Annotated in this window: 21 protein-coding genes and 1 pseudogene; 8 read left to right on the top strand and 14 right to left on the bottom strand. The window is 75.1% G+C overall.

The window, feature by feature from the left end:
* Positions 1–45 precede the first annotated feature (45 nt).
* Positions 46–1,719 (bottom strand): SpoIIE family protein phosphatase, encoded by a 1,674-nt coding sequence (locus tag DQ241_RS01340; protein ID WP_233492137.1) that lies wholly within the window; start codon positions 1,717–1,719, stop codon positions 46–48.
* A gap of 233 nt (positions 1,720–1,952) precedes the next feature.
* Between DQ241_RS01340 and DQ241_RS01345 the strand changes: the two genes are divergently transcribed.
* Complete coding sequence (locus DQ241_RS01345) at positions 1,953–3,719, top strand: SpoIIE family protein phosphatase (protein ID WP_158545850.1); 1,767 nt, start codon at positions 1,953–1,955, stop codon at positions 3,717–3,719.
* Positions 3,720–3,723: 4 nt separating this feature from the next.
* Here DQ241_RS01345 and DQ241_RS01350 read toward each other — a convergent pair whose 3' ends face one another.
* Together DQ241_RS01350 and DQ241_RS01355 are read right to left on the bottom strand one after the other, a co-directional pair.
* Positions 3,724–4,473, bottom strand: a complete 750-nt coding sequence (locus DQ241_RS01350; protein ID WP_113828356.1) for a ZIP family metal transporter — start codon at positions 4,471–4,473, stop codon at positions 3,724–3,726.
* Between the two features lie 38 nt (positions 4,474–4,511).
* Positions 4,512–5,705, bottom strand: a complete 1,194-nt coding sequence (locus DQ241_RS01355; RefSeq protein ID WP_113828891.1) for an ATP-binding protein — start codon at positions 5,703–5,705, stop codon at positions 4,512–4,514.
* Between the two features lie 129 nt (positions 5,706–5,834).
* On the opposite strand from DQ241_RS01355, the gene DQ241_RS01360 reads away from it, so the two are divergent.
* Positions 5,835–6,206 (top strand): phage holin family protein, encoded by a 372-nt coding sequence (locus tag DQ241_RS01360; protein WP_113828892.1) that lies wholly within the window; start codon positions 5,835–5,837, stop codon positions 6,204–6,206.
* A 71-nt stretch (positions 6,207–6,277) separates the two neighbouring features.
* Positions 6,278–11,287, top strand: coding sequence for an NAD-glutamate dehydrogenase (locus DQ241_RS01365; protein ID WP_113828358.1), 5,010 nt, complete (start codon positions 6,278–6,280; stop codon positions 11,285–11,287).
* Between the two features lie 137 nt (positions 11,288–11,424).
* Here DQ241_RS01365 and DQ241_RS01370 read toward each other — a convergent pair whose 3' ends face one another.
* On the bottom strand, positions 11,425–12,846 hold the full coding sequence (locus tag DQ241_RS01370) for an amidase (RefSeq protein ID WP_113828360.1): 1,422 nt from the start codon (positions 12,844–12,846) through the stop codon (positions 11,425–11,427).
* A 62-nt stretch (positions 12,847–12,908) separates the two neighbouring features.
* On the opposite strand from DQ241_RS01370, the gene DQ241_RS01375 reads away from it, so the two are divergent.
* Positions 12,909–14,594: a DEAD/DEAH box helicase gene (locus DQ241_RS01375; protein ID WP_199583961.1), complete on the top strand. Its 1,686-nt coding sequence runs from the start codon at positions 12,909–12,911 to the stop codon at positions 14,592–14,594.
* Here DQ241_RS01375 and DQ241_RS01380 read toward each other — a convergent pair whose 3' ends face one another.
* The 3 genes from DQ241_RS01380 to DQ241_RS01390 form a co-directional block, all read right to left on the bottom strand.
* The gene (locus tag DQ241_RS01380) at positions 14,595–16,763 is read right to left on the bottom strand and encodes a SpoIIE family protein phosphatase (RefSeq protein WP_233492138.1); all 2,169 of its coding nucleotides are present in this window, start codon (positions 16,761–16,763) and stop codon (positions 14,595–14,597) included. It abuts the gene before it with no gap.
* Positions 16,764–16,896: 133 nt separating this feature from the next.
* A complete protein-coding gene (gene yaaA / locus DQ241_RS01385) occupies positions 16,897–17,643 on the bottom strand; it encodes a peroxide stress protein YaaA (RefSeq protein WP_113828366.1) in 747 nt (248 codons plus the stop codon).
* Between the two features lie 3 nt (positions 17,644–17,646).
* The gene (locus DQ241_RS01390; protein WP_113828893.1) at positions 17,647–18,450 is read right to left on the bottom strand and encodes an exodeoxyribonuclease III; all 804 of its coding nucleotides are present in this window, start codon (positions 18,448–18,450) and stop codon (positions 17,647–17,649) included.
* 134 nt (positions 18,451–18,584) lie between these two features.
* Here DQ241_RS01390 and DQ241_RS01395 point away from each other — a divergent pair, with 134 nt between their 5' ends.
* A complete protein-coding gene (locus DQ241_RS01395; protein ID WP_113828368.1) occupies positions 18,585–20,150 on the top strand; it encodes an LCP family protein in 1,566 nt (521 codons plus the stop codon).
* Between the two features lie 6 nt (positions 20,151–20,156).
* Here the strand turns inward: DQ241_RS01395 and DQ241_RS01400 are convergent, their stop codons facing one another.
* Positions 20,157–20,540, bottom strand: coding sequence for a VOC family protein (locus DQ241_RS01400; RefSeq protein WP_113828370.1), 384 nt, complete (start codon positions 20,538–20,540; stop codon positions 20,157–20,159).
* Positions 20,525–20,836, bottom strand: a complete 312-nt coding sequence (locus DQ241_RS01405; protein WP_113828372.1) for a helix-turn-helix transcriptional regulator — start codon at positions 20,834–20,836, stop codon at positions 20,525–20,527. Before DQ241_RS01405 ends, DQ241_RS01400 begins: the two co-directional genes overlap by 16 nt.
* A gap of 80 nt (positions 20,837–20,916) precedes the next feature.
* On the opposite strand from DQ241_RS01405, the gene DQ241_RS01410 reads away from it, so the two are divergent.
* Genes DQ241_RS01410 through DQ241_RS01415 form a run of 3 tightly spaced genes read left to right on the top strand, consistent with a single transcriptional unit; the run spans position 20,917 to position 21,925 of the window.
* On the top strand, positions 20,917–21,471 hold the full coding sequence (locus DQ241_RS01410) for a GNAT family N-acetyltransferase (RefSeq protein WP_199583963.1): 555 nt from the start codon (positions 20,917–20,919) through the stop codon (positions 21,469–21,471).
* Positions 21,468–21,680: a hypothetical protein gene (locus DQ241_RS20750; protein ID WP_199583965.1), complete on the top strand. Its 213-nt coding sequence runs from the start codon at positions 21,468–21,470 to the stop codon at positions 21,678–21,680. Before DQ241_RS01410 ends, DQ241_RS20750 begins: the two co-directional genes overlap by 4 nt.
* Positions 21,681–21,724: 44 nt before the next feature.
* Positions 21,725–21,925, top strand: coding sequence for a hypothetical protein (locus DQ241_RS01415; RefSeq protein WP_113828894.1), 201 nt, complete (start codon positions 21,725–21,727; stop codon positions 21,923–21,925).
* A gap of 16 nt (positions 21,926–21,941) precedes the next feature.
* On the opposite strand, the gene DQ241_RS01420 is transcribed toward DQ241_RS01415, so the two are convergent.
* The 5 genes and pseudogenes from DQ241_RS01420 to DQ241_RS01440 all read right to left on the bottom strand — a co-directional run bounded on the left by DQ241_RS01420 (position 21,942) and on the right by DQ241_RS01440 (position 25,197).
* The gene (locus tag DQ241_RS01420; RefSeq protein ID WP_113828374.1) at positions 21,942–23,153 is read right to left on the bottom strand and encodes an acyl-CoA dehydrogenase family protein; all 1,212 of its coding nucleotides are present in this window, start codon (positions 23,151–23,153) and stop codon (positions 21,942–21,944) included.
* 90 nt (positions 23,154–23,243) lie between these two features.
* A complete protein-coding gene (locus DQ241_RS01425) occupies positions 23,244–23,450 on the bottom strand; it encodes a hypothetical protein (protein ID WP_113828376.1) in 207 nt (68 codons plus the stop codon).
* Positions 23,451–23,463: 13 nt separating this feature from the next.
* Positions 23,464–24,372, bottom strand: a pseudogene (locus tag DQ241_RS01430) (porin PorA family protein); the annotation flags it as partial.
* A 21-nt stretch (positions 24,373–24,393) separates the two neighbouring features.
* Positions 24,394–24,531, bottom strand: coding sequence for a DUF3068 domain-containing protein (locus DQ241_RS01435; RefSeq protein WP_113828378.1), 138 nt, complete (start codon positions 24,529–24,531; stop codon positions 24,394–24,396).
* Between the two features lie 204 nt (positions 24,532–24,735).
* A complete protein-coding gene (locus DQ241_RS01440) occupies positions 24,736–25,197 on the bottom strand; it encodes a DUF4383 domain-containing protein (RefSeq protein ID WP_113828379.1) in 462 nt (153 codons plus the stop codon).
* Positions 25,198–25,239 lie beyond the last annotated feature (42 nt).

Raw genomic sequence — 25,239 nt, forward strand, 5'->3', positions numbered from 1 at the left:
GCCCAGCGGAGCGGGCCGAAAACCGGTCGTGCGGAGCAACCTGGCTCACACCGCGGAGAGGCGGACGGCGACGAGCGCGACGTCGTCCTGGGGGGTGCCGGTGAGCATGCGCTCGAGCACCAGGCCGCAGAGCTGCTCCAGCGGCCGGCCGGCCAGCCCGCGCAGGGATCCGGCCAGCCGTTCGAGCCCCTCGTCGAGGGTGCCGTCGCGGCGCTCGACCAGGCCGTCGGTGTAGAGCAGCACCGTCGTCCCCGGCGGCAGCTCCACCAGCCGCTCCCGCCGCCCGGCGTCGCCGTCCACCCCCAGCATCAGGTCGCCGACGGGATCCCCGAGGACGGTGACCGTGCCGTCGGGCGCCAGCGCCATCGGCGGCGGGTGCCCCGCGTTGCACAGCCGCATCCGGGCGAGCGATCCCGTGCCGGACCGCTCGAACCGGGCCACCGCCGCGGTGGCCAGGGTGTCGGTGTGCATGTCGCACATCGCCCGGTCGAGCCCGTGCAGCACCTCGGCCGGGCCGGCGCCGCTGTGGTGCGCGATGCCGCGCAGGAGGCCGCGCAGCTGCCCCATCGCCGCGGCCGCACGGGTGTCGTGCCCGACCACGTCGCCGATCACGATCACCGGATCGCCGGTGCGCTGCAGGAAGGCGTCGTACCAGTCGCCCCCCACGCGCGCGGCCTCCGCCGCGGGCACGTAGCGCACGGCGACCTCGGCGTCGCCGGTGTCGGGGGGATCGGTCAGCAGGCTGCGCTGCAGGGCCTCGGCCAGCTCGGCCCGGCGGTGCTGCAGGTGGACCCGGGCCACCGCCTGGCCGGCCTGCACCGCGACCTGGCGGGCGGTCTCCAGGTCCTCGTCCCGGACCGCCCGGTCCCGGTCGTGGTAGAGCGTCAGGACGCCGACCGGCCGGCCCTCGGCGAGCAGCGGCAGCACCACCGCGGTCTCCGGTCGCAGCGCCTCGAGCAGGTCGCGCGCCGGGCCGGGGCGCAGCAGCGGCAGGATCGCGCGCACCGGTTCGGTCACCGGCGTGCCCGCCGACAGCGCCCGGGCGACGGGCGAGGTGCTGGGGAGCGTCTCCAGCCGCACCTGCGCGTACTCGGCGAGCAGCGCGCGCCGGCCGCGGTCGCGGTGCCAGGAGCCGACGTCGCGGGCACGGCCCTCGCGGTCGACGACGGTGACGATGCAGGCGTCGGTGAGCGTGGGCACCACCAGCCGGGCCAGCCGGGCGAGGGCCGACTCCGGGTCGGCGGCCTCGGCCAGCTCCGCGGTGATCCGCGAGACCAGCGCGGCGCGCGCGGTCGCCCGCCGGGCGAGGTCCTCGGCGTCGCGCCGGTCGGTGACGTCCAGCAGGTAGACCGCCAGCCCGTGCGGCCCCGGCCACGCCCGCACCTCGTACCAGCTGTCGGCGGAGTCGGGGTGGGACGCCTCGAAGCGGACCGGTTCCCCGGTGGCGACGCAGGTCCGGTACCGCTCCTCGTAGACGCTCCCGGCGACGCCGGGGAAGGCGTCCCACAGCGACCGGCCGAGGACGTCCTCGCGGGGGAGCGCCATGAGCCGCTCGGCCTCCCCGTTGACGTAGCGGAACCGCCAGTCGTGGTCGAGCAGGCAGAACGCCGCCGGCATGCTCTCCAGGACGCGGATCAGGTCCGCCGCGCGGCGGTCACCGGCCGGCCCGGGGATGCCCAGCGACGGGCGCGGGACGCCGGCCGGGCCTTCCGCCTGCACCGCCCCACCCCCCTTCGCGCACCGGCGACCGGTGCTCTCTCCGCGGTGGCCCCGGGGCTGGAGCGCCCGCGCGGGCGGAGGACCCGGCGTGGCCCCCGGATTCTGGCGGCCCGTCGCGCGGCTGCCAAGGAGCCCCGTCCCGGCTCCCCGCGTCGTCCTGCGGGGTGAGTTTGTGGTCACCCAGGGTTGCGGGCATGCCGGGATCCGGTGGTGCATGCGGCAGAGTGGGGCCCATGACCTCGGACGACGCGGCGCCGCCCGGCGACCTGCTGGTGCAGGCCGTCGAGGGCATGGAGCGCCCGCTGTTCGTCCTGGACGACGCCTGGCGCTTCCGATACATCAACCCGGCCGGTGCGCGGGTGCTCGGGCGCACCGTCGAGGGCCTCGTCGGACGGCACGTCTGGACCGAGTTCCCCGAGGCGGTGGGCGGCCCGTTCGAGCAGCTCTACCGCAGCGTGCGCGAGACCGGCACGAGCGACGGCGTCGAGGCGTGGTTCGGGCCGCTGAGCACGTGGTTCCGCGCCGACGCCTTCCTCACCGACGCCGGCCTCGTGGTCACCTACGACGACGTGACCGAGCGCCGGCGCGCCGACGAGGAGCGGGCCGACGCGGTCGCTGCGCGCGAGGCCGCCGCCGTGGAGCTGGCGCGGGCCGCCGCGGAGGCCGAGGTGGCCGGCCGCCACCTGATGCTGCTGGGCGACATCAACCTGGCCATGACGTCCACGCTCGACGTGGACGAGGCGGTCCAGCGGTTCGCCGACCTCGTCGTCCCGGTTCTCACCGACTGGTGCCTGGTGAGCGTCGTCGACCCCGACGGGACCCGTCGCGACGTCGGCCGCGCGCACAGCGACCCGGCGATGGTCGCGGCGATGCACCGCTACGCCGACGCGCGCGTCGCCTCCAACCGGTCCACCGCCCCGGTGCCCACCGCGCTGCGCAGCGGGCAGCCGGTCGTCATCGGTGAGCTGACCGACGAGCACATCCGCACGATGGTCGCCGACGAGGCGAGCCGACTGGCGCTCGAGCCGCTGGGTCCGGCCGCCGTCGCCACCTTCCCGCTGGTCGCCCGCGGTGAGGTCTTCGGCGCCTTCACCCTCGTCAACGGGGCCCAGCGCGGCGCGCACACCGAGGCCGAGCTGCGTGCCGCGGAGATCGCCTCGCGGCGGGCCGCCCTGGCCCTGGACAACGCCCGGCTCTCGGCCGCCGCGCAGCGGGTCGCCGAGCGGCTCCAGCTCACCCTGCTCTCCCCGCCCGTGCAGCCCGACCAGCTGGAGCTGGCGGTGCGCTACCGGCCCGCGACGCAGGGCGTGGCCATCGGCGGCGACTGGTACGACGCCTTCCTGCAGCCCGACGGCGACACGGTGCTGGTCATCGGCGACGTCATGGGGCACGACATCGAGGCCGCGGCCGCCATGGGGCAGATCAAGACCCTGGTCCGCGGCATCGCCTACGACCGGCTCGAGGAGCCGGGCGGCGTGCTGCGCCGCGTGGACCACGCGCTCGTCGGGCTCGAGGTCCCGGCCATGGCGACGGCGCTGGTGGCGCGGGTCGAGCTGGGCGTGGACCCCGACGGCACCCCGGCGCGCCGCCTGCGCTGGGCCACCGCCGGGCACCCCGACCCGCTGCTGCTGCTGGCCGACGGCTCGGTGGTCGACCTCGAGGCGCCCGTCGGGCCGCCGGTGGGCATCGGCTGGCTGGGCCCGCGGACCGACGGGCTGGCCGCGCTGCCGGAGGGCAGCACGCTGCTGCTGTTCACCGACGGGCTGTTCGAGCGCCGCGGGGTCCTGCTCGACGAGGGGCGGGAGCGGTTGCGCGAGCTGCTCGCCGCCCGGGCCGAGCTGCCGCTCGACGAGCTGTGCGACCTGCTGCTCACCGGGATGCTGGGGCCCGACGTCGAGGACGACGTCGCGCTCCTGGCCGTGCGAGCGCACCCGCTGGGCAGCGAGCGCCCGGTCGACGCCGGCCCCGAGGTGCTGCCGCCCGCGCTGCCGCTGCCCTGACCGGTCAGGCCTGCTCGATCGCGAAGGCGGCGAGGAAGCCGAGCGCCGTGATCAGCCCGGTGAGGGTGCGCGTCCGCTCGAACGCCTCGGGGATCATCGTGTCGGCGATCATGGTGAGGATCGCGCCCGCCGCCACCGCGGTGATCACCGCGATGACCTCGGGCGGTGCGGAGCCCAGCGCCAGGTAGCCGACGAGCGCGGACAGCCCGCTGGCCGCGGCGATGCCGCCCCAGACGCCGAAGACGTAGCCCGCCGACCGGCCGCTGCGCTTCATCCCGGCCGCGCTGGACAGCCCCTCGGGCACGTTCGAGACGACGACGGCGGCCAGCACCGGCAGGCTCACGGTCCCGCCGCCGAGCAGGCCGACGCCGAGCACGACGGACTCGGGGACGCCGTCCAGCAGCGCGCCGACCGCGATGGCCGCGCCGCTGCCCTGCTGCTGGTCCTCCGAGGGCTGCTGGTCCCCCGAGCGCTTGCGGTGCCGGGCGCCGCGGCGCGCCAGCGCCGCGTTGGCGGCGAGGTAGACCACCGCGCCGCCGAGGAAGCCGGCCGCGGTCGGGCCCAGGCCGCCGCTCTCCGCGGCCTCCTCGACCAGGTCGAAGGCGACCGCGGAGATCAGCACGCCCGAGCCGAAGGCCATGACCCCGGCGACCACCGCCGGGGGCACCCGCGCGAACCAGGCGACCGCGGCACCCAGCACCAGCGCCAGGCCGCCCAGCAGCCCCCACAGCCCCGCTTCCACCCACACCGGCACGGGGCGGGCGGTGCCCGGTCGTGGCCGGGCCGAACCCCCTAGTCGGGCTGGCGCAGCAGGTAGCGGCCGAAGTGCGGCACGGTGAAGGCGATCTGGCCGCGCTCGGCCGAGTAGACCAGGCCCTTCTTGATCAGCGAGTCGCGCGCGGGGGAGAGGGACGCCGGCTTGCGGCCCAGCGAGACCGCGACCTCCGACGTCGCCACCGCCGCGCCGCCGGGACCGCCCAGCTGCGCCATGGCGTGCATGTACTCCCGCTCCGCGGGGGTGGCCCGGTCGTAGCGGGAGCCGAAGAACCCGACGGCCAGCTCCGCCTCGGCGACGGGGGCGGCCATCGCGACGTCGTCGGCGGTGATGGGGGAGGAGGCGGCGAGGTCCCAGGTGACCTTGCCGTAGGCCTGGACGAAGTAGGGGTAGCCGTCGGCGGCCTCGTAGAGGGCGTCCAGCGCGCCCTGCTCGAACTCGACGCCCTCCCGCTCGGCCGGTGCGAGCAGCGCGCGGTCGGCGGCGTCGCGGTCGAGCCGGTCGATGCGCAGGTAGCGGAACAGCCGCTCCGAGTAGCTCTTGGACGCCGACAGGACGGCGGGCAGGTGGGGGAGCCCGGCACCGACGACGATCAGCGGTGAGCCCTGCTGGGACAGCTCGTGGCAGGCGGCGCAGATGGCGGAGACGTCGTCCGGGGCGATGTCCTGCATCTCGTCGATGAACAGCGCGATCCCGCTGCCGATGTCCGCGGCGACCCCCGCGGCGTCGCTGAGCAGCTCGACCAGGTCGATCTCCATGTCCCCGGAGTCGGCCCGGCCGGTCGCGGCGGGGACGTCGATGCCGGGCTGCCAGCGGTCGCGGACCTTCGCGTCGGCCGGCGCCACCCGCTGCGCGAACGCCTTGACCACACCCAGCACCTCGGCGACCGAGTCCTGGTCGCCGTGCCGCGGGCCGAGCTCGCGCAGGGCCATGTGCAGCGCGGAGGACACCGGCCGGCGCAGCGACTGCTCCGGGCGGGCCTCGATCTTCCCGGTGCCCCACCCGCGGGAGATGGCCGCCGAGCGCAGCTGGTTGAGCAGCACCGTCTTGCCGACGCCGCGCAGCCCGGTGAGCACCAGCGACCGCTCCGGCCGGCCGTGCGCGATCCGCTCGAGGACGACGTCGAAGGCGGACAGCTCGGTGTCGCGGCCGGCCAGCTCGGGCGGGCGCTGCCCCGCGCCGGGCGCGTACGGGTTCCGCACGGGATCCATGTCGAGCACCGTATGGCGTTCTCTAGCCCGGACCGTAGAGATCGGTAGAACGGCCTAGCGCGTGTCGCGCGGCCGCCGATCGGGCGGAGATCCCCCTGCGCGGGAGCGGCCGCCGCTAGCGTGGCCGACGTGATCAAGTTCCTGGCCCGCGTGGTCATCCTCGCCGCGGTCTTCTACGCACTCACCTACTTCGACGTGCTGCCCGGCCTGGACATCACCGCCAACCCCGACGGCCCGCTGGGCGAGTACGGCACCTACCTGTGGATCGGGCTGATCTTCGGCGTGGTCAACGCGATCGTCGGGCCCGTGCTGCGGCTGCTGTCGCTGCCGTTCGTGCTGCTCACCCTCGGGCTGTTCCTGCTGGTCATCAACGCCGCGCTGCTGGGGCTGACCGCGGCGATCACCGACCGGATGTCCGTCGACGGGTTCGGGACCGCGGTCCTCGGCGGCCTCATCCTGGCCATCGCGGGCTGGGTGGCCGACCAGCTGCTCGACCGCTGAGCGGACGCGGCCGGCGCCGGTCGGCCGCGTCGCCGTGAGAAGTGGTGCCGATCGCAGTAGCGTCGGTCGGCATGGCCAGCACCACCGGCGTCGTCCCGGAGACCCCGGGGCACGCACCGGATGCGGCTCCTGCGACCGGCTCCCTGACCGAGCTGGCCGCGCTGGAGGCCGCTCGCGACGAGAAGCGCCAGCTGCTCGAGGAGGCCGCGCGCGCCGCGGTCGCCGAGCTGGGCGAGGACGCCTACCCCACGGGCTGCGCACCCGGTGACCTGCCGGCGCTGCTGCGGCGCTACTACTGGAGCGAGCCCGCCGCCGAGGTGATCGGCCACGAGCCCCGCGAGCTCGCCGAGCTCGCGCTCGGCCACGTGCGGCTCGCCGAGACGCGGCCGGTGGGCGCCGCCCTGGTCGACGTCGCCGCGTCGGCCGGCGGGCGGGCGGTCGTGCGCCTGGTCACCGACGACATGCCCTTCCTGGTCGACTCGGTCACCGCCGAGGTCGTGCGGCAGGGCTTCGCGCTGGCGCACATCGTGCACCCCGTCGTCGTGGTGCGGCGCGACGTGCGCGGGCGGATCAAGGCGTTCTGCGACGCCGCCGACGCGGCCGGCTGCGGCGCGGACGCGCTCGCCGAGTCCTGGATGGCCGTCGTGCTCGACGGGCCGCTGGACGACGAGGCGGCCGGTGACCTGGTCGCCGGCCTGCGCACCGTGCTCGACGACGTCCGCGCGGTCGACGAGGACGCCGGACGGCTGCGCACCCGGCTGCTCGACCTCGCCGACCGCCTGGCGGGGACCCCCGCCGCCCCGGGCGCCGGCGGTGACCCCGCGGACGACCCGGCGGAGGCGGCGGAGCTGCTGCGCTGGCTGGCCGACGGCAACTTCGTGCTGCTGGGCGCGCGCGACGTGGACCTGCAGCCCGGCCGCTCCGGCAAGCAGACCGCCCGTGCCCTCCCCGGCAGCGGGCTGGGCGTGCTGCGCAGCGACGCCGACATGAGCGGCGGGGCCGGGGCGAAGGACGCCGCGGCGATGCCCGAGGCCGCCCGGGTGCCCGCGCACCACCTGCTGACGATGACCAAGGCCGACATCCGCTCGACGGTCCACCGGCGGTCGTGGCTGGACCTGGTCGCGGTGAGCCTGCCGGACGGCGACGGCGGCACCCGCCAGCACCGGTTCGTCGGCGTCTTCCCGTCGGCGGCCTACACCAGCAGCGTGCTGGACGTGCCGCTGGTGCGGCGCCGGGTGGCGGAGGTGGTCGCCCGCTCCGGGGTCCCGGCCGACAGCCACACCGGCAAGGAGCTGCTCGACGTCCTCGAGACCTACCCGCGCGACGAGCTGCTGCAGGTCGGTGCGGACGAGCTGCTGCCGGTGGCGATGGCCGTGCACCACCTGCAGGAGCGCCGGCAGACCCGGCTGTTCCTGCGCCAGGACCCGACCGGCCGGTTCTGGTCGGCGCTGGTCTACCTGCCGCGCGACCGGTACACGACCGAGGTCCGGCTGGCGATGCAGCAGCTCCTGCTGGAGCGGCTGAACGGCACCAGCATCGAGTACACCGCCCGCTCCACCGAGTCGGTCCTGGCGCGGCTGCACTTCGTCGTCCGCGTCGCCGTCCGGCGGGGGCCGAAGCCGCCGACGGTCGACGCCGAGGCGCTGCAGGCCGAGCTGGCCGCGGCCGCGCGCAGCTGGACCGACGACCTGCAGGACGCGCTCGCCGAGCGCTTCGGCGCCGACGCCGAGAACGTCTTCGCGCGGATCGCCGACGCCTTCCCGGCCGCCTACCAGCAGGACTTCCCGGCCGGCCGGGCCGTCGAGGACCTGGTGCGGCTGGAGGCGCTGTCCGAGGGGCAGCTGGCCATGCGGCTGTGGACGCCGGCCGGCGGCGGCCCGGGGGAGCGGCGGCTGTCGGTCTACCGGGTGGGGGAGCGGCTGCTGCTGTCCGAGGTGCTGCCGCTGCTGCAGAACATGGGCGTGGACGTCGTCGACGAGCGGCCGTACGAGATCGACCGCATCGGCGCCCCGCCGACCTGGATCTACGACTTCGGCATCACCATCGCCCAGGCGGTCCCGCCGGCGGAGCTGCCGCTGCTGCGCTCGCTGCCGGAGCGGTTCACCGAGGCCGTGGGTGCCGTCTGGCGCGGCGACGCCGAGGACGACGGCCTGGGTGCGCTGGTCATGCTCGCCGGGCTGAACTGGCGCCAGGTGAGCGTCGTGCGGGCCTACGTGCAGTGGCTGCGCCAGGGCGGGCTGCCGTTCGGCCAGACCTACGTCGAGCGGACGCTGGCCGGCCACCCCGACGTCGTCGCCCGGATGGTCGCGCTGTTCGAGACCCGCTTCTCGCCCGGGCGCACCGGCGGCCGGGAGGAGCGGCAGCGGGTGCTGGCCGAGTCGATCCGGTCCTCGATCGGCGAGGTCGCCTCGCTCGACGCCGACCGGGTGCTCTCCTCGCTGCTGGCCGCCATCCTCGCCACCCAGCGGACCACCTACTACGCGATGTCCGCCCCGCCGCACCCGGCGCTGGCGCTGAAGATCGACCCCTCGTCGGTGCCCGACCTGCCCGAGCCCCGGCCCGCGCACGAGGTGTGGGTGAGCTCGCCCCGCGTGATGGGCGTGCACCTGCGCTTCGGCAAGGTCGCCCGCGGCGGGCTGCGCTGGTCCGACCGCCGGGAGGACCTGCGCACCGAGATCCTCGGCCTGGTCAAGGCGCAGATGGTGAAGAACACCGTCATCGTGCCGACCGGCGCCAAGGGCGGGTTCGTGGTCAAGAACCCGCCGGCCGACGGCTCCCGCGACGCCCAGGTGGCCGAGGGGCAGGCCTGCTACCGGATCTTCATCGGCGCGCTGCTCGCGCTCACCGACAACCTGGTCGAGGGGGCTGTCGTCCCGCCGGAGAAGGTCGTCCGGCACGACGGCGACGACTACTACCTCGTCGTCGCCGCCGACAAGGGGACGGCGACCTTCTCCGACCTCGCCAACTCGGTGGCGCTGGAGCGCGGCTTCTGGCTGGGCGACGCCTTCGCGTCCGGCGGCTCGGTCGGCTACGACCACAAGGCCATGGGCATCACCGCCCGCGGCGCGTGGGAGTCGGTCACCCGCCACTTCCGCGAGCTCGACGTCGACGTGCAGGAGCAGGACGTCACCGTCGTCGGCGTCGGCGACATGTCCGGCGACGTCTTCGGCAACGGCATGCTGCTGTCGCGGCACATCCGGCTGGTGGCGGCCTTCGACCACCGGCACGTGTTCGTCGACCCGACGCCCGACGCGGCGGCGTCCTTCGCCGAGCGGCAGCGGCTGTTCGCGCTGCCGCGCTCCTCGTGGGCGGACTACGACGCCTCGCTGATCAGCCGCGGCGGCGGGGTGTGGCCGCGGACGGCGAAGTCGGTCCCCGTGTCGGAGGAGATGCGCGCGGCCCTGGGCCTGCCCGGCAGCATCTCCGCGCTCAGCCCGGTCGAGCTGATCCGCGCGATCCTGCTGGCCCCGGTCGACCTGCTGTTCAACGGCGGCATCGGCACCTACGTCAAGGCGGCGTCGGAGAGCGCGCTGGACGTGGGGGACAAGGCCAACGACGCCGTCCGCGTGGACGGCGGGCAGCTGCGGGTCCGGGTCGTGGGGGAGGGCGGCAACCTCGGCCTCACCCAGCGCGGCCGGATCGAGTACGCGCTGGCCGGCGGCCGGGTGAACACCGACGCCATCGACAACTCCGCCGGTGTCGACACCTCCGACCACGAGGTCAACATCAAGATCGCGCTCAACCGCGCGGTCGACGAGGGCCGCATCGACGCCGACGCCCGCGCCGCGCTGCTCGCCGAGATGACCGACGAGATCGCCGCCCAGGTGCTCACCGACAACCACGCGCAGAACGCCGTGCTGGCGGTCGAGACCACGTCGGCGCGCAGCCTGCTCGACGCCCACCAGCGGTTCATCCGCGCCCTGGAGCGCTCGGGCCGGCTCAACCGCGCCGTGGAGGCGCTGCCGGACGACCGGCAGCTGGCCGAGCGCCGGCGCGACGGGCAGGCGCTCACCAGCCCGGAGCTGTCGGTGCTGCTCGCCTACGCGAAGCTGCAGGCCGGGGAGGCGGTGCTGGGGTCCGGCCTGCCCGACGACCCCGCGCTGGAGGAGCTGCTCGTCGAGTACTTCCCCGCGCCGCTGCGCGAGCGCTTCCCCGCCGCGATCACCGGCCACGCGCTGCGCCGGGAGATCATCGCGACCGCGCTGACCAACCGGGCGGTCAACGTCGCGGGGGTCACCGGCCTGTTCCGGCTCGTCGAGGAGACCGGCGTCCCGCTGGCCACCGTGGTCCGGGCGCACGCCGTGGCCCGTTCGGTGTTCGGGGTCGACGCGCTGTGGGACGCCGTGCGCCCGCTGGACAACCGGGTCGCCGCGACGGTGCAGGTCGAGCTGCGCAGCGAGGCCGGCCGGCTGGCCGAGCGGGCCACCCGCTGGCTGCTGCGCCAGCGCGACGTCAGCAGCGAGCCGGGGCCCTCGATCGGCGAGGTGACGGAGCGGTTCGCCCCGGCGGTCCAGGCGGTGCGGGCCGGGCTGCGGAGCTGGCTGCTCGGCGTCGAGGCGCGGGCCTACGCCGAGCGCGCCGGGCGGCTGGAGGAGGCGGGTGTGCCGGAGGACCTCGCCGCCGACGTCGCGGCCGCCCCGCTCATGCCGGCCGCGCTGGACCTCGCCGTCGTCACCGAGCGCACCGGGGCGCCGGTGGCCATGGCCGGGCAGGTCATGCAGTGCCTGGCCGAGCGGCTGGGCCTGGTGCCGCTGCGCGAGCTGGTGATCGCCCTGCCCCGCGACCGGCGCTGGCCGTCGATGGCGCGGGCGTCGCTGCGCGACGACCTGCAGATGGAGCAGTCCTCCCTCACCGAGGACGTGCTGAGCCTGCGCCGCGGGGACGACGACGACCCGCACGCGCTGGTCGCAGCCTGGGCCGAGGCGTGGGACCCGTCGCAGGCGCGGGCCGCGGCGCAGCTGGCCGACATCACCGGCGGCGACCGCCACGACCTGGCCGAGCTGCTGGTCGCGGTGCGCACCCTGCGCGGGCTGCGCAAGCGCCGCGAGGCCCGCCGGCTGCCTCGACCGGACGGGAAGTAGCGCCGTCTGCGGTTCTCTAGCCCCTCGGCTAGAGAGAGCTAGAGCACCGCAGAGCACGACCCGACCCAGCTTTCGGTACCGAAAGCTGACGTCGTCTGCGGCTGTCTAGCTCCGGGGCTAGACACCCGCAGACGGGGTCATAGGGACGGACGGCGCTCGCCGAAGCGGGTGGCCTGCTCGAACGCGTGCCCCACCTCCAGCACCCGCCGCTCGGCGCGCGGCGGCCCGACGACCTGCAGCCCGACCGGCAGCCCGTCCGGCGTGAACCCGCCGGGCACGGACAGCGCGGGGCAGCCGGTGGCGGAGATCAGCGTGCAGGAGCGCATCCACTCCAGGTAGTTGTCCTGCGGCACCCCGCCGATCTCGGTCGGGTACTCCAGCTCGACCGGGAACGGCAGCACCTGCGTGGTGGGCGCGACCAGCACGTCGTAGCGGTCGAAGAACTCCACCACCCGCTCGTGCAGCCGGGTGCGGGTCGCCTCGGCGCGGGCGACGTCGGCGCCGGTGAGCTTGGCGCCCATCTCGGCGTTCCAGCGCACGCTCTCCTTGACCAGCTCCGGGTGCTGGCGCGAGCGCTCCAGGTGCACGGCGGCGAAGAACCAGGCGCGCAGCGTGCCGAAGACGTCGTCGGCGCCGGAGAGGTCGGGGCAGGCCTCCTCGACCGTCGCGCCGAGCTGCTCGAGCACCGGCAGCGACGCGGCCAGGACCGAGGTGACGGCCGGGTCGACGGTCACCCGCCCGCCCAGGTCCGGCGCCCACGCGACCCGCAGCCCGGTGAGGTCCTCGGGCAGCGGCGCGGCGAAGCCCGCGGGGTCGTCGCCCAGCGAGAGCGGCGCCCGCGGATCCGGCCCGGCGATCACCGACAGCTGCAGCGCGACGTCGGCCACGGTGCGCCCCATCGGGCCCTGCACGCGCAGCGGGTACCAGCCCAGCGGCGCCGGCCAGGCGGGCACGCGGCCGGGGGTGGGCCGCAGCCCGACCACGTTGCAGAACGCGGCCGGGTTGCGCAGGGAGCCGCCGGTGTCGTTGCCCTCGGCCAGCGGTACGAAGCCCGCGGCCAGCGCGGCGGCCGCACCGCCGCTGGACCCACCGGCCGACAGCCCGTGCCGGTACGGGTTGTGCGTGACGCCGAAGACCGGGTTGAAGGTGTGCGAGCCGGCCTCGAACTCGGGCACGTTGGTCTTGCCCACCCGGATCGCGCCGGCCGCCTTCAGCCGGGCGACCACCAGCTCGTCGTGCTCGGGCACCGCGTCGGCGAACAGCGGGGAGCCCATGGTCGTCCGCATGCCGCCGGTGGCGTGGGTGTCCTTGTGCGCCACGGGCAGCCCGTGCAGCGGACCCACCGGCTCCCCCGCGGCCAGCGCCGCGTCGGCGGCGTCGGCGGCGGCCCGCGCGGCATCGTCGTCCCGGGTGACGACGGCGTTCACCCGGTCCCCGACCCGGTCCATCCGGTCCAGGTGCGCGTCCAGCAGCTCGCGGGCCGACACCTCCTTCGCGCGCAGGAGCGCGGCCAGCTCGGTGGCCGGGCGGAAGCAGAGGTCGTCGGTGGCGGCGGTCACGCCACGAGCGTGCCAGATGCCCGCCCGCGCGACGTCGGGCCCCGGGAGGAACGATGGAGCCGATGAGCACCGACCAGGACGACACCCAGCACGGCCCGACCTTCGACGACCTGGGCCTGCGCCCCGAGCTGCTGCAGGCGCTCGGCGCCCTCGGCTACGAAGAGCCGACGCCGATCCAGCTGGAGGCGATCCCGCCGCTGGTCGACGGCCGCGACCTCCTGGGGCAGGCGGCCACGGGCACCGGCAAGACCGCCGCGTTCTCCCTGCCCGTGCTGCAGCGGCTGCCCGCGCACCGCACCGAGAGGACGCCGGCCGCGTTGGTCCTCGTCCCCACCCGCGAGCTCGCCGTCCAGGTGTCGGAGGCGCTGCACCGGTACGGCAAGGAGATGGGCAGCCGGGTGCTGCCCGTCTACGGCGGCGCCCCGATCGTGCGCCAGCTGAAGTCGTTGCAGGCCGGGGTGGACGTCGTCGTCGCCACGCCGGGCCGGGCGCTGGACCTGGTCAACCGGGGCGCGCTCGACCTGGGCTCGGTGGCCACCGTGGTCCTCGACGAGGCCGACGAGATGCTCGACATGGGCTTCGCCGAGGACCTCGAGGCGATCCTCGACGAGACCCCCGAGGAGCGGCAGACGGTGCTCTTCTCGGCCACGATGCCGCGCCGGCTGGACGCCCTGGCCCGGCGGCACCTCCGCGACCCCGCCCGCATCACCATCGCCCGCGAGCAGGCGGCGGCCGGCGAGGCGCCGCGGGTCCGGCAGACCGCCTACGTGGTCCCGCGGGCGGCCAAGCCGGCCGCGCTGGGCCGCATCCTGGACGTCGAGTCGCCGACGGCGGCCATCGTCTTCTGCCGCACCCGGGAGGAGGTCGACACCCTCGCCGACACCCTCAACGCCCGCGGCTACCGGGCCGAGCCGCTGCACGGCGGGATGAGCCAGGAGCAGCGGGACAAGGTGATGGGCCGGGTGCGCAGCGGCACGGCGGACCTGCTGGTCGCCACCGACGTCGCCGCCCGCGGGCTGGACATCGAGCAGCTCACGCACGTCGTCAACTACGACGTGCCGTCGGCGCCGGAGTCCTACGTGCACCGCATCGGCCGGGTCGGCCGGGCCGGCCGCGAGGGCGTGGCGATCACGCTCGCCGAGCCCCGCGAGCACCGGCAGCTGAAGACCATCGAGAAGGTTGCCGGCGCGAAGATCACCGTGGAGAAGGTCCCCACGGTCGCCGACCTGCGCGCCCGGCGGCTCGACCTGACCCGCGCGGCGCTGCGCGAGAGCCTGCTCGAGGACGACCTCGACCGGTTCCGCGTCGTCGTCGAGACCCTCGCCGACGAGTTCGACCTCGTGGAGGTGGCCCTGGCCGCGGTGAAGCTCGCGCACGAGGCCGGCGGCGGCACCGACGACGACGAGGAGATCCCGCAGGTCTCCTTCCGCCCCGACAACCGCGGCGACAAGGGCGGACGGCGTCCGGAGCGGGGCGGCGAGGGCGGCCGCGGCGGCCGGTCCTCCGGCGGTCCGGCGACGCGGCTGTGGGTGGGGCTCGGCCGCGAGGCCGGCATCCGGCCGGGCGACCTGGTCGGCGCGATCACCGGCGAGACCGAGCTGAAGGGACGCGACATCGGCTCGATCGAGATCCACCAGCGGTTCGCGCTCGTGGAGGTCCCCGAGCCGGCGGCCGACGACGTCGTCCGGGCGCTCAAGGCCACCATGATCAAGGGCCGGAAGGCGACCGTCCGCCGCGACCGCGGCTGATCAGGGGAGCCGCTCCGGTGGCACGTTCGGGGGCACCCGGTTGGGGCCGGCCTCGGCCGGGCGGGGCCGGTCCTGCGGGTGGAGGCGGACGGCGACGAGGGCGACGTCGTCGTCCGGGCGGCCCTGCACGAGCCGCTCCAGCAGCTCGTCGAGCAGCTCGTCCAGCGGCAGGTGCGCCAGCTCGACCAGCGCGTCGCGGAGCCGGACCAGGCCCTGATCCAGGTCGGCGTCCCGCCGCTCGACCAGCCCGTCGGTGTAGAGCAGGACCGTGGAGCCGCGGTCGAGCGTGACCACCGACTCGCGGCGCTCGGCGGCGGCGTCGACCCCGAGCATCAGGTCGCCGATCCACGCGGCCAGCTCGGCCACGCTCCCGTCGGGGTTGACGACGAGCGGCGGCAGGTGCCCGGCGTTCGCCCAGCGCATCCGGGTGATGCCGCGGTCGAACTCCTCGGGCGTCTGCTCGAAGCGGGCCACGGCCGCGGTGGCCAGGGTGCCCACCTGGAGCATCGTCATCGAGGCGTCGAGCCCGCGCAGCACCTCGACCGGTCCGGCGTCGCTGTAGGTGGCGATCCCGCGGAGCAGGCCGCGCAGCTGGCCCATCGCCGCGGCGGCGGCGGTGTCGTGGCCGACGACGTCGCCGATCACCAGCATGGTGGTGCCGCTGGGCTGGAGGAACGCGTCGTACCAGTCCCCGCCGACGCGGGCCGCCTCGGCGGCCGGCAGGTAGCGCACCGCGATCTCGGCGTGGTCGGGCTCCGGGGGATCGGTGAGCAGGCTGCGCTGCAGGCCCTCGGCCAGCTGCTGCTGGGCGCCGAAGAGGCGGGCGTTGTCCAGGGCGAGACCGGCGCGGTCGGCGACGTCCTGGGCGACGACGACGTCATCGTCCGACGGCGGGTGCCCGGCGTTGAAGAACAGGGTGAGCAGGCCGACGGTCCGCCCGCGGGCGCGCAGCGGTAGCGCCACCTCGGTGTCGGGGGCGAGCAGCGCGAGCAGCTCCTTCGCCGGCCCGGGAGGGAGCACGTCGAGCACCTCCGTGCCGCTGAAGGTCGCCGCCTGCCCGGTGTGCAGCGCCCGCGCCACCGGGGCGGTCATGGGCATGGCGTCCAGCCGCACCTCGCGGTAGCGCTCCAGCAGCGGCCGCGCGGCCGGGTCGACGTGCCAGCTGCCGACGTCGCGGGGCTGCCCGTCGGCGCCGATGACGGTGACCACGCAGTAGTCGGCCAGCGCGGGCACGACCAGCCGGGGGAGGCGGGCGGTGGCCACCTCGGCGTCCAGCGTGCCGGCCAGCTCGGCGCTGACCTGCGCCAGGATCGCCAGCTGGCGGGTCGACCGCTCCGCCCGCTCCTGGGCGGCCCGCCGCTCGGTGACCTCGAGGAAGTAGACCGACAGCCCGTCGGGCGTGGGCCAGGCGCGCACCTCGTACCAGCCGTCCAGCGGTGCGGGGTAGTACGCGTCGAAGGAGATCGGCTCGTCGCTGTCGACCGCCTTGCGGTAGCCCTCCTCGAAGACGCTGCCCACCGTGGCGGGGAAGGCCTCCCAGAGCACGTGGTCCAGCAGCTCGTCGCGGCTGCGGCCGAGGAGCCGCTCGGCCTCCGCGTTGACGTGCGTGAACCGCCACTCCCGGTCCAGCGAGTAGAAGCCGGCCGGCATCGCCTCGAGCATCCGGGTGACCCGCGTGGCCTCCTCGCGCTCGCCGGTGGTGTCGTAGGCGGCGCCGATCAGGTGGTCGGTGCGGCCGTCGGGGCCGGGGAGGTGCCGGCCGCGCGCGTGGATCCAGCGCGTCTCGCCGCCGGGCAGGACGATCCGGTACTCGACGTCGTACTCGCCGACGGTGTCCACGCTGGCCTGCAGGGCGTCCGCGTGCCAGCGCATGTCGTCGGGGTGCACGCGGGCGTTGAAGGCGTCCAGCGACTGGTCGAAGGTGGCCGGGTCGTAGCCGAACATCCGCTGCAGCTGCTCGTCCCACAGCAGCCGCCCGGTGGACGGCTCGTAGTCGAAGGTGCCGACCTCGCCGGCCTCCTTGGCCAGCTCCCAGCGCAGCCGCTCGTGCTCGTAGCGCGCCTGCAGCTCGGCCAGCTGCTCGGCGGGGGAGAGCCCGTCCGACGGCCGCGCTCCGCTCTCCGGACCGTCGGCGGGTCCGCCGCTCGCCCGGTCGGGGGAGGGGTCCACGCGTGCCTTCCTGCCGGGGATTCCCCGGGAAACTGGCCGGCGGGCCCCGGGTGCTCCGGGCCACGCCGCTCGACATGAAGTTATGTCACGCCCGCGGCCCGCTACGCAACCACGCGCAACCGCCGCGCGGCGGTCAGGTCGCGGGGACGACCAGCGTCAAGGCGGTGCCGCCGTCGTGTTCCACGTGCAACCCCGCCCGCCTCAGCAGCCCCCGCAGCCGCACGACGCCGTCGGGTTCCGCGGTCGTGGTGGCCAGCAGCCGCGCCAGGCGGCCCTTGTGCGCCTTGTTGAAGTGCGAGACGACGGCGCGGGTGCCGTCGGGGCGCTCGCTGAGCACCTGCACGGTGACCGCGCCCGGCACCGGGGCGAGCGCGGCGTAGGAGCCGCTGCGCAGGTCGACGACGAGGCCCTCGACGCCCGCCAGCACGGGGCCGAGCGCCGGCTTCCACAGCGCGCGCAGCGTGGGCAGGCCGGGGAGCGCGGAGCCGGCGGAGAGGCGGTAGGCCGGGATGCGGTCGGTGCCGCGGGCCAGCCCGAACAGCGCCGATCCCACGGCCAGCCGGGCGTCGGCCCGAGTCCGCTGCGCCCGCGTCATCGAGCCGACGTCGAGGGCGTCGTAGAGCACCCCGGTGTAGCGGTCGAGCGCGGGCAGCGTCGGGCTGGTCCGCAGCGCGGCGTTGCGAGCGATCTCCTCGTCCTGCGTCGGCGAGACCCCGAGCGCGGCCCGGGAGGCGGGCACGTCGTCGGCCAGCTCCACCAGCGCCTCGACCAGCTCGGTCCGCACCGGCGTGAGCTCGGGCGTGCGCAACGCGGCCAGGTCCAGCGGAGCACCGTCGCCGCCGGCGCGCTTGGTCTCCGACGGGGGCAGGAGCACGAGCACCCGCTACTCCGCCAGGTCGACGAGCACGGGGGCGTGGTCGCTGGCGCCCTTGCCCTTGCGCTCCTCGCGGTCGATGAGCGCCCCGGTCACCCGCCCGGCCAGCGCGGGGGAGCCCAGCACGAAGTCGATCCGCATGCCCTCGCGGCGGGGGAAGCGCAGCTGCGTGTAGTCCCAGTACGTGTAGACGCCCGGACCGGGGGCCAGCGGCCGGACGACGTCGGCGTAGCCGGCGTCCACGATGGCCCGGAAGGCCTCCCGCTCGGGCGGGGAGACGTGGGTGGAGTGCGCGAAGACCGACATGTCCCACACGTCGTCGTCCTGCGGCGCGATGTTCCAGTCGCCGACCAGGGCGACCGGGGCCTGGGGGTCCTCGGCGAGCCAGCCGGCGGCGGTCGTGCGCAGCGCGGCCAGCCACTCGAGCTTGTACTGCAGGTGCGGGTCGGCCAGCGTGCGGCCGTTGGGCACGTAGAGGCTCCACACCCGCACGCCGCCGCAGGTGGCGCCCAGCGCCCGTGCCTCCGGGGCCGGGTCCTGCCCCTCCTTCGACGACCAGGACGGCATGCCGGCGAAGCCGATCTCGACGTCCTCGAGGCCGATCCGGGACAGGATCGCGACGCCGTTCCACTGGGAGTGGCCCACGTGCGCGACCTCGTAGCCGAGCGCGGAGAACACCATCTCGGGGAACTGGTCGTCGCGGCACTTGGTCTCCTGCAGCGCCAGCACGTCGACGTCGTGCCGCTGCAGGAAGGCTGCCACCCGATCGGCTCGGCTGCGGATGGAGTTCACGTTCCAGGTGGCCAGGCGCACGGGCACCCAGGGTACGGACCGGTGTCGCCCGGTCGGGGGTACCCCACCGCCGGCCCGGTTCCCCCGGGGCGCAGGTGGGGCCGGTGGTGGGAGCATGGCCTGGTGACCCGGGACCCCTCCGCCGCGGCGGCCGCGTGAGCACCGATCCCGCGACCCCCGAGCAGGCCCCCGGGTCCCCACCCTCGCGCCCGGCGCGAGCTCGCAGCTTCGGCAGCGCGCTCGGCTGGACCGCGCTCAACGCGGTGCTCCCCGGCACCGGCTTCCTCGCCGCGCGCCGTCGCCTGCTCGGCGGCATCGTGCTCGCGGTGTTCCTGCTGCTGGGCGGCCTCGCGGTGTGGCTGGCGACCGGCGGACGGCGGACGGCGGTGCGCGCGGCGGTCGACACCGGCTCGCTGACCTGGATCGTGGTGGCGATCGCGGTGGTCGCCGCCCTGTGGTGCGCCGTCGTCGTCGCCGGCTACGTGCTGCTGGTGCCGCGCGGCACCGGGCGGGGGCGGCACGTGCTCGGCGCCGCCGTCGTGCTCGTGCTGGTCGCCGCCGTCGTCGCGCCGGCGGTGTTCACCGGGCGGCTGGCCATGACGCAGCGCGACCTCATCGCCGGGGTGTTCACCGACGACGGGCAGTCGGCGACCGTCGACGACTCCCCCGACCCGTTCGGGGACCAGGAGCGGGTGAACGTGCTCCTGCTGGGCGGGGACGGCGGCGAGGGGCGCGAGGGGGTGCGCACCGACACGGTGATCGTGGCCAGCATCGACACCGACACCGGTGACACGACGCTGTTCAGCCTGCCGCGCAACCTCGAGGAGCTGCCGTTCCCGGCGGACAGCCCGTTGGCCGCCGTCTACCCCGAGGGCTTCGACGCCGGCAGCGAGAGCGAGAGCCTGCTCAACGCGGTGTACCGCAACGGCCCGGCGCAGCACCCCGACATCCTGGGCCCCACCGACAACCCCGGCGCCGACTTCCTCAAGCTCGGCGTCGGCGAGGCGCTCGGGCTGGACATCGACTACTACGTGCTGGTCAACCTCGACGGGTTCAGCCGGCTGGTCGACGCGCTGGGCGGCATCACGGTCAACGTCAACTACTGGGTGCCGATCAACGGGGACCCGGGCACCGGCGAGCTCCCCGACGACTACATCGCGCCGGGCCCCGACCAGCACATGGACGGGTTCACCGCGCTGCAGTTCGCCCGCGGCCGCTTCGGGTTGACCGACTACGACCGGATGGCGCGGCAGCGCTGCACCATCGGTGCGATCGTCGACGCCGCCGATCCCGGCACCCTGCTCACGAAGTACCAGGAGCTGGCGCGCATGACGCAGGACATCCTGTTCACCGACATCCCCCGGTCGGCGCTGGGCGACTTCGTCGACCTCGGCTTCCTGGTCAAGGACGCCGAGATCCGCAGCGTGGTCTTCGACGTCTCGGTGATCACCCCGGCCTACCCGGACTACGACCTGATGCGCTCGATCGTGTCGGCGGCCCTCGACCCCGCGCCGGCGGCGCCGTCCGGTGCGCCGTCCGGTGCGCCGGACGACGGCAACGGGACGGGGGACGGGGTCTCCGGTGGCGAGCCGTCGACGGGCTCGGCGCCGCCGGAGGCCGGCGGGGAGGTCGTCACCGAGGTCGGCGACGCCTGCGCCTACGACCGGGTGCAGGCCGAGGAGGCGCTGGCCGCCGGGAAGCCGCCGTCGAAGAACGGCTGACCCCCGTCACATGGCGGCGATCTGCACCAGGTTGCCGCAGGTGTCGTCGAGGACGGCGGTGGTGACCGGGCCCATCTGCGTGGGCGGCTGGGTGAACCGGACGCCGAGGGCGGTCAGCCGCTCGTACTCCTGCTGCACGTCGGCCACGGTGAAGGAGTTGTACGGGATCCCGTCGGCGACGAGCCCCTTCTTGTACGCCTGCGCGGCGGGGTGCTGGTCGGGCTCGAGCACGAGCTCCACGCCGTCGGGGGCCTCGGGGGAGACGACGGTGAGCCAGCGGTGCTCGCCGAGCGGCACGTCGTTCTTCTTCACGAAGCCGAGCACGTCGGTGTAGAAGCGCAGCGCCTTCTCCTGGTCGTCGACGTGCACGCTGGTCAGGGTGATCCGCACGGGGTCCCTCCTCGGGGGTCGGTGGCGGGTGGGATGCGCCACCGCTCGGTGATGGCGCGCAGGGGTGAGGTGTCCAGGTCGTGGAACTTGTAGCGGCCCTCGCGCCGGGTCCGGACCAGCCCGGCGGCCTCGAGGACGTCGAGGTGCTGGGAGACGGCCTGGCGCGAGGAGCTGAGCCCGTGCCGGGAGACCAGCCGGTTGATCAGCTCGAACAGCGTCTGGCCGGAGCGCTCCTGCAGCTCGTCGAGGATCGCGCGGCGGGTCGGATCGGCGAGGGCCTTGAACACGTCGCCCACGACCGGAGCATAGGCAAGCAGCTGCTTGCCTGACAAGCCCCGCGGGCAGGCGCCCGCGCGCCGCGCGGGAGGATGGGGGCGTGCCCGAGGTCGACGTCCGCCCCGTGACCGCCGTCGACGACACCCTCCGGGCCGAGCTGCTGGCCTGCTGGGTCGACGTCACCAACGCCGGCGGCGCGGTCGGGTTCGTCCCGCCGGTCACCGCGGACGACGTCGCGCCGGTGCTCGACAAGCTGGTGGAGGGCGCGGCCGCCGGCCGCGACGTGCTCTGCGTGCTCGCGGTCGACGGCGCCACCGCCGGGTTCGCGGCGCTGACGGCCAACGGCAGCCCGCTGCGCCGGCACTGGGGCAGCGTGGTGCGCGTGCAGGTGCACCCGTCGCGGCAGGGGGACGGCCTGGGCCGGGCGCTCGTGCTGGGCGTGCACCGCATCGCGCGTGAGCGCGGCTACGAGTTCCTCACCCTCTCCACCCGGGACGGCACCGGCGTCGACGCCTTCTACCGCGGCCTCGGCTACACCGAGGTCGGCCGGCTGCCGGGGGCGATCCGGGTGGCCCCGGGCGACGACCGCGACGAGATCCTGCTGGTCTGCCCGCTCGGGACCACCGCTGCGCGTCTGGTAGACCCGGACGCATGACCTCCGGCTCTCCCGAACCCTCCCGGAACTCCCGCCGGGAGCGGCAGATCGCGCTGTTCGTGCTCGGCGTCGCCGTCGTCCTGCTGCTCTCGTCGGTGACATGGTTCGGCAGCGACCGGTCCGGCTGGGGCATCGCGCAACTCGTGGTCGGCCTCGTCGTCGCCGGGGTCGGCGGGTTCCTCCACCGGCGGGCGACGACCGGCGGCTGACCGTCGCTTTGCGGCAGCAGGTGAGCCGCGTCACACTCGCGGTCGTGGAACTCGACAGGCAGGAGCTGGTGCGGATCCTGCGCACCGAGGGCGACAACGACACCGCCGACCGCGTGGAGGCCGAGCTCCCCGATCGGCTGGACACCGCTCGGGACGCCGATGCGCTCGCCGCGGTCGGGCTCGACCGCACCCAGCTGATGGCGAAGCTGGCCGGCGGCTCGCTCGGGGGCACGGTCGCGCCGTAGGCCCCCGAGCGCGGGATCAGCCGGTGAAGGGGCGCTCCCGGGCGAGCTCCTCCTTGGCGACGCCGCGGATGTGCACGGCGTCGGGGCCGTCGACGATCCGCAGCGTGCGCGCCGAGGCGTAGAACCGGGCGAGCACGGTGTCGTTGCTGACGCCGGCGCCGCCGTGCACCTGGATGGCGCGGTCGATGACGTCGAGGGCCACCCGCGGTGCGGCCACCTTGATCGCGGAGATCTCGGTCTTGGCGCCCTTGGCCCCGTACTTGTCGATCAGGTCGGCGGTCTTGAGCACGTAGAGGCGCGCCTGGTCGATCTCGATGCGGGACAGCGCGATCGCCTCGCGCACGGTGCCCTGGTCGGCCAGCGGACGGCCGAACGCCACCCGGTTCTTGGTCCGCTCCACCATGAGCGCGAGCGCCCGCTCGGCCATGCCGATGGCGCGCATGCAGTGGTGGATCCGGCCGGGGCCCAGCCGGGCCTGGGCGATCATGAAGCCGTCGCCCTCGCCGGACAGGATGTTGCCGACCGGCACGCGGACGTCGGTGAACCGCAGCTCCGAGTGTCCGTGCTGGTCCTGGTACCCGAAGACCGGCAGGTGCCGGATGATCTCCAGGCCGGGGGTGTCGCGGGGGACGAGGACCATCGACTGCTGCCGGTGCGGCGGCCCGTCGGGGTCGGTCTTGCCCATGACGATGAAGATCTGGCACCGCTCGTCGGCGGCACCCGAGGTCCACCACTTGCGGCCGTTGATCACGTACTCGTCGCCGTCCCGGACGATCGAGGTCTGGATGTTGCGCGCGTCGGAGCTGGCGACGTCGGGCTCGGTCATCGCGAAGCCCGAGCGGATCTCGCCCTCGAGCAGCGGGTCGAGCCAGCGCTCCTTCTGCTCGGGCGTGCCGAACAGCATGAGCGTCTCCATGTTGCCGGTGTCCGGCGCGCCCACGTTCATCGCCTCGGGGGCGATGACCGGCGACCAGCCGGTGATCTCGGCGACGGAGGCGTACTCCAGGTTGGACAGCCCGCCCAGCTCGTGGTGGAAGAGGTTCCACAGCCCGCGCTTGCGCGCCTCGGCCTTCAGCTCCTCCAGGACCGGCGGGTGCTCGTGGTTGTCGTGGCCCCGCTCGGCGCGCCAGGCGTCGTAGACGGGCTCGGCGGGGAACACGTGCTCGCGCATGAAGTCCCACGCACGGGCGCAGGCGTCCTCGGCCTTGGCGGAGAGAGCGAAGTCCATGCCCGCACGCTAGCGGCGGACGTGACCCGCGTCGCACCGGGGGTGCGCGGCCGGTCAGCCCGGGGGTGGCGGCGGGGTCTGGGACAGCAGCTAGAGGACGGCCAGCGGCGCGAGGACGACGGTGGCGACGGCCAGGACGCCGACGGCGGTCGTCGGGGGCAGCAGCACGAAGGCCGCGACCGGCAGTGCCGGCACCAGCGGCCACCACGCCCGGCGCCGCGGCCGTCCACGGCGCAGCATGCTCGACAGGCGCGGGTCGTCGTCGGCCAGCGCGCGCAGGACCGGGTCGTCGTCCACGGCGCCCCCGGGCTCACACCCGCTGGCGGGGACGCGACGCGGGGGTGGCGGCCGGCGGCGGGGTGCTGCCGCGCCGGGTGGCGGCCCGCCGGGCCAGGAACGCCGCGAGGACCAGCAGGAGCAGGCCGAGCCCGAGCGCGACCAGCGGCGCCACCGTGCCGATGAGCGTCAGCTGGGTCGCGCTGTCGGCGGTGTCGGAGGCGCGGTCGCTGATCGACCGGTCGGTGGAGGCGAGCTCGACGGTGGAGAACGGCACCTCCAGTTCGGTCGGGCCGAGGGCCAGCCGGGCGGTGATCTCCTGGGTGCTCGCGCCCGAGATGGTGGCGCCCAGCTCGGCGTCGGCGAAGAGGGTGGCCTCGGTCCTGGAGTCGTAGCTCAGGGGGATCTGCGCGGGCAGCTGCGGCAGGATCGCCGGCAGCTGGGCGGCCACCTGGGGCGGGACCAGGTCGGCCAGCGCCGGGCCGAGGGCGGCCAGCGCGGCACGCGGCAGCGCCGTCGGCAGGCCCAGCGCCTCGGGATCGGCCACCGGCCCCGCCGCGGTGGACCGGAACTCGCGGACGGTGCGCCCCTCGAGGGTCTCGGTGCCCGCGTACTCCAGCGGGTTGGCGGTCTCGGTGGTCTGGTCCCACAGCGTGTACTCGCCGTCGTCGGTGGACGGGTCGATCGGCAGCGTGAAGACCAGGCCCTCGCTGTCCAGGACGCCCTCCGCGTCGTCCGGCGGGGCGACCGACTCCGCGGTCTCCCGGTCGACGGCGTAGCGCAGCTCCTGGGCGGGTTCCTCCGTGCCGCCGATGCTGCGCTCGAGGGTCCTGGTCACGACCATGGTGTCGCCGTCCACGGAGTCGGCGGTCACCTGGCGGGTGGCGGTGACCGGCACGTCCTGGACGAGCACCTGGGCGCTCTGGCCGGAGAGCGCGGCGGGATCGAGGCCGGAGTAGGTGCCCTAGAACTCCAGGGTGATGTCGAGGTCGGTGGGCAGCTTGCTGACCGCCGGGACGACGGCGAAGCGCACGACCGCGGCCGCGGCCAGGAGCAGCACACCGATGACGGCGAGGACGATGGCAGACCGGGTTGCTCTCACGGCGCGCTCCTCGGCGGAGTGGGACCTCGAACGCCGTCCAGTCTGGGCGGGTGACGGGGGCGGCCGGAGAGCCGTTCGTCCCCTCCCGCCAGGGTCGGGAGCCGCCGGGCGCGCGTTCCGTGCCCGGACGCGGTCCGGCCCTCCTCCCCCCGCGTGCGCGGAGGGAGGAGGGCCGGATCGTCGGTCGGTCGTGCCGGGCGCGGGTCAGGCGCGACGGGCGTCCGCCCGGTCGTTCACCGGTCCCAGCGCGATGGCGAGGCCCACCGCGGCGGTCAGGATGTGCAGGACGTTGTCCGCGCCGTTGAGGTTCAGGAAGTCCCAGTCCTCGCCGACGGCGAACAGGCCGTAGATGAACGCGGCGCCGTAGCCCACGGCCAGCAGCCAGCCGTAGGTGCGGGCCCCGGCCAGCGTGCGGGCCAGGAGCAGACCGGCAGCACCGATCAGGATGTGCACCACGTTGTGGAACGGGTTGATCATGAACCCGAGCAGGTTCTCGTCCACGTGGTGGGCGGTGGCGCCGTTCTCGTTGCCGAAGAAGTTCCCGAACCCGGTGATGAAGAAGCCGACGATGCCGATCAGCAGGTAGATCGCACCGAAGGCGAGCGCCAGCAGCTCGGGCCAGGTCTTGCCCCGACGTGCGGCGGAGCGGTCCGCGGATGCGGCCATGTGTTCCTCCCGGAGGTAGGTGTGCCGCCGGTTCTGGACGGT

It is taken from the genome of Blastococcus sp. TF02A-30 (genome assembly GCF_003319185.1).
Lineage (GTDB): Bacteria > Actinomycetota > Actinomycetes > Mycobacteriales > Geodermatophilaceae > Blastococcus.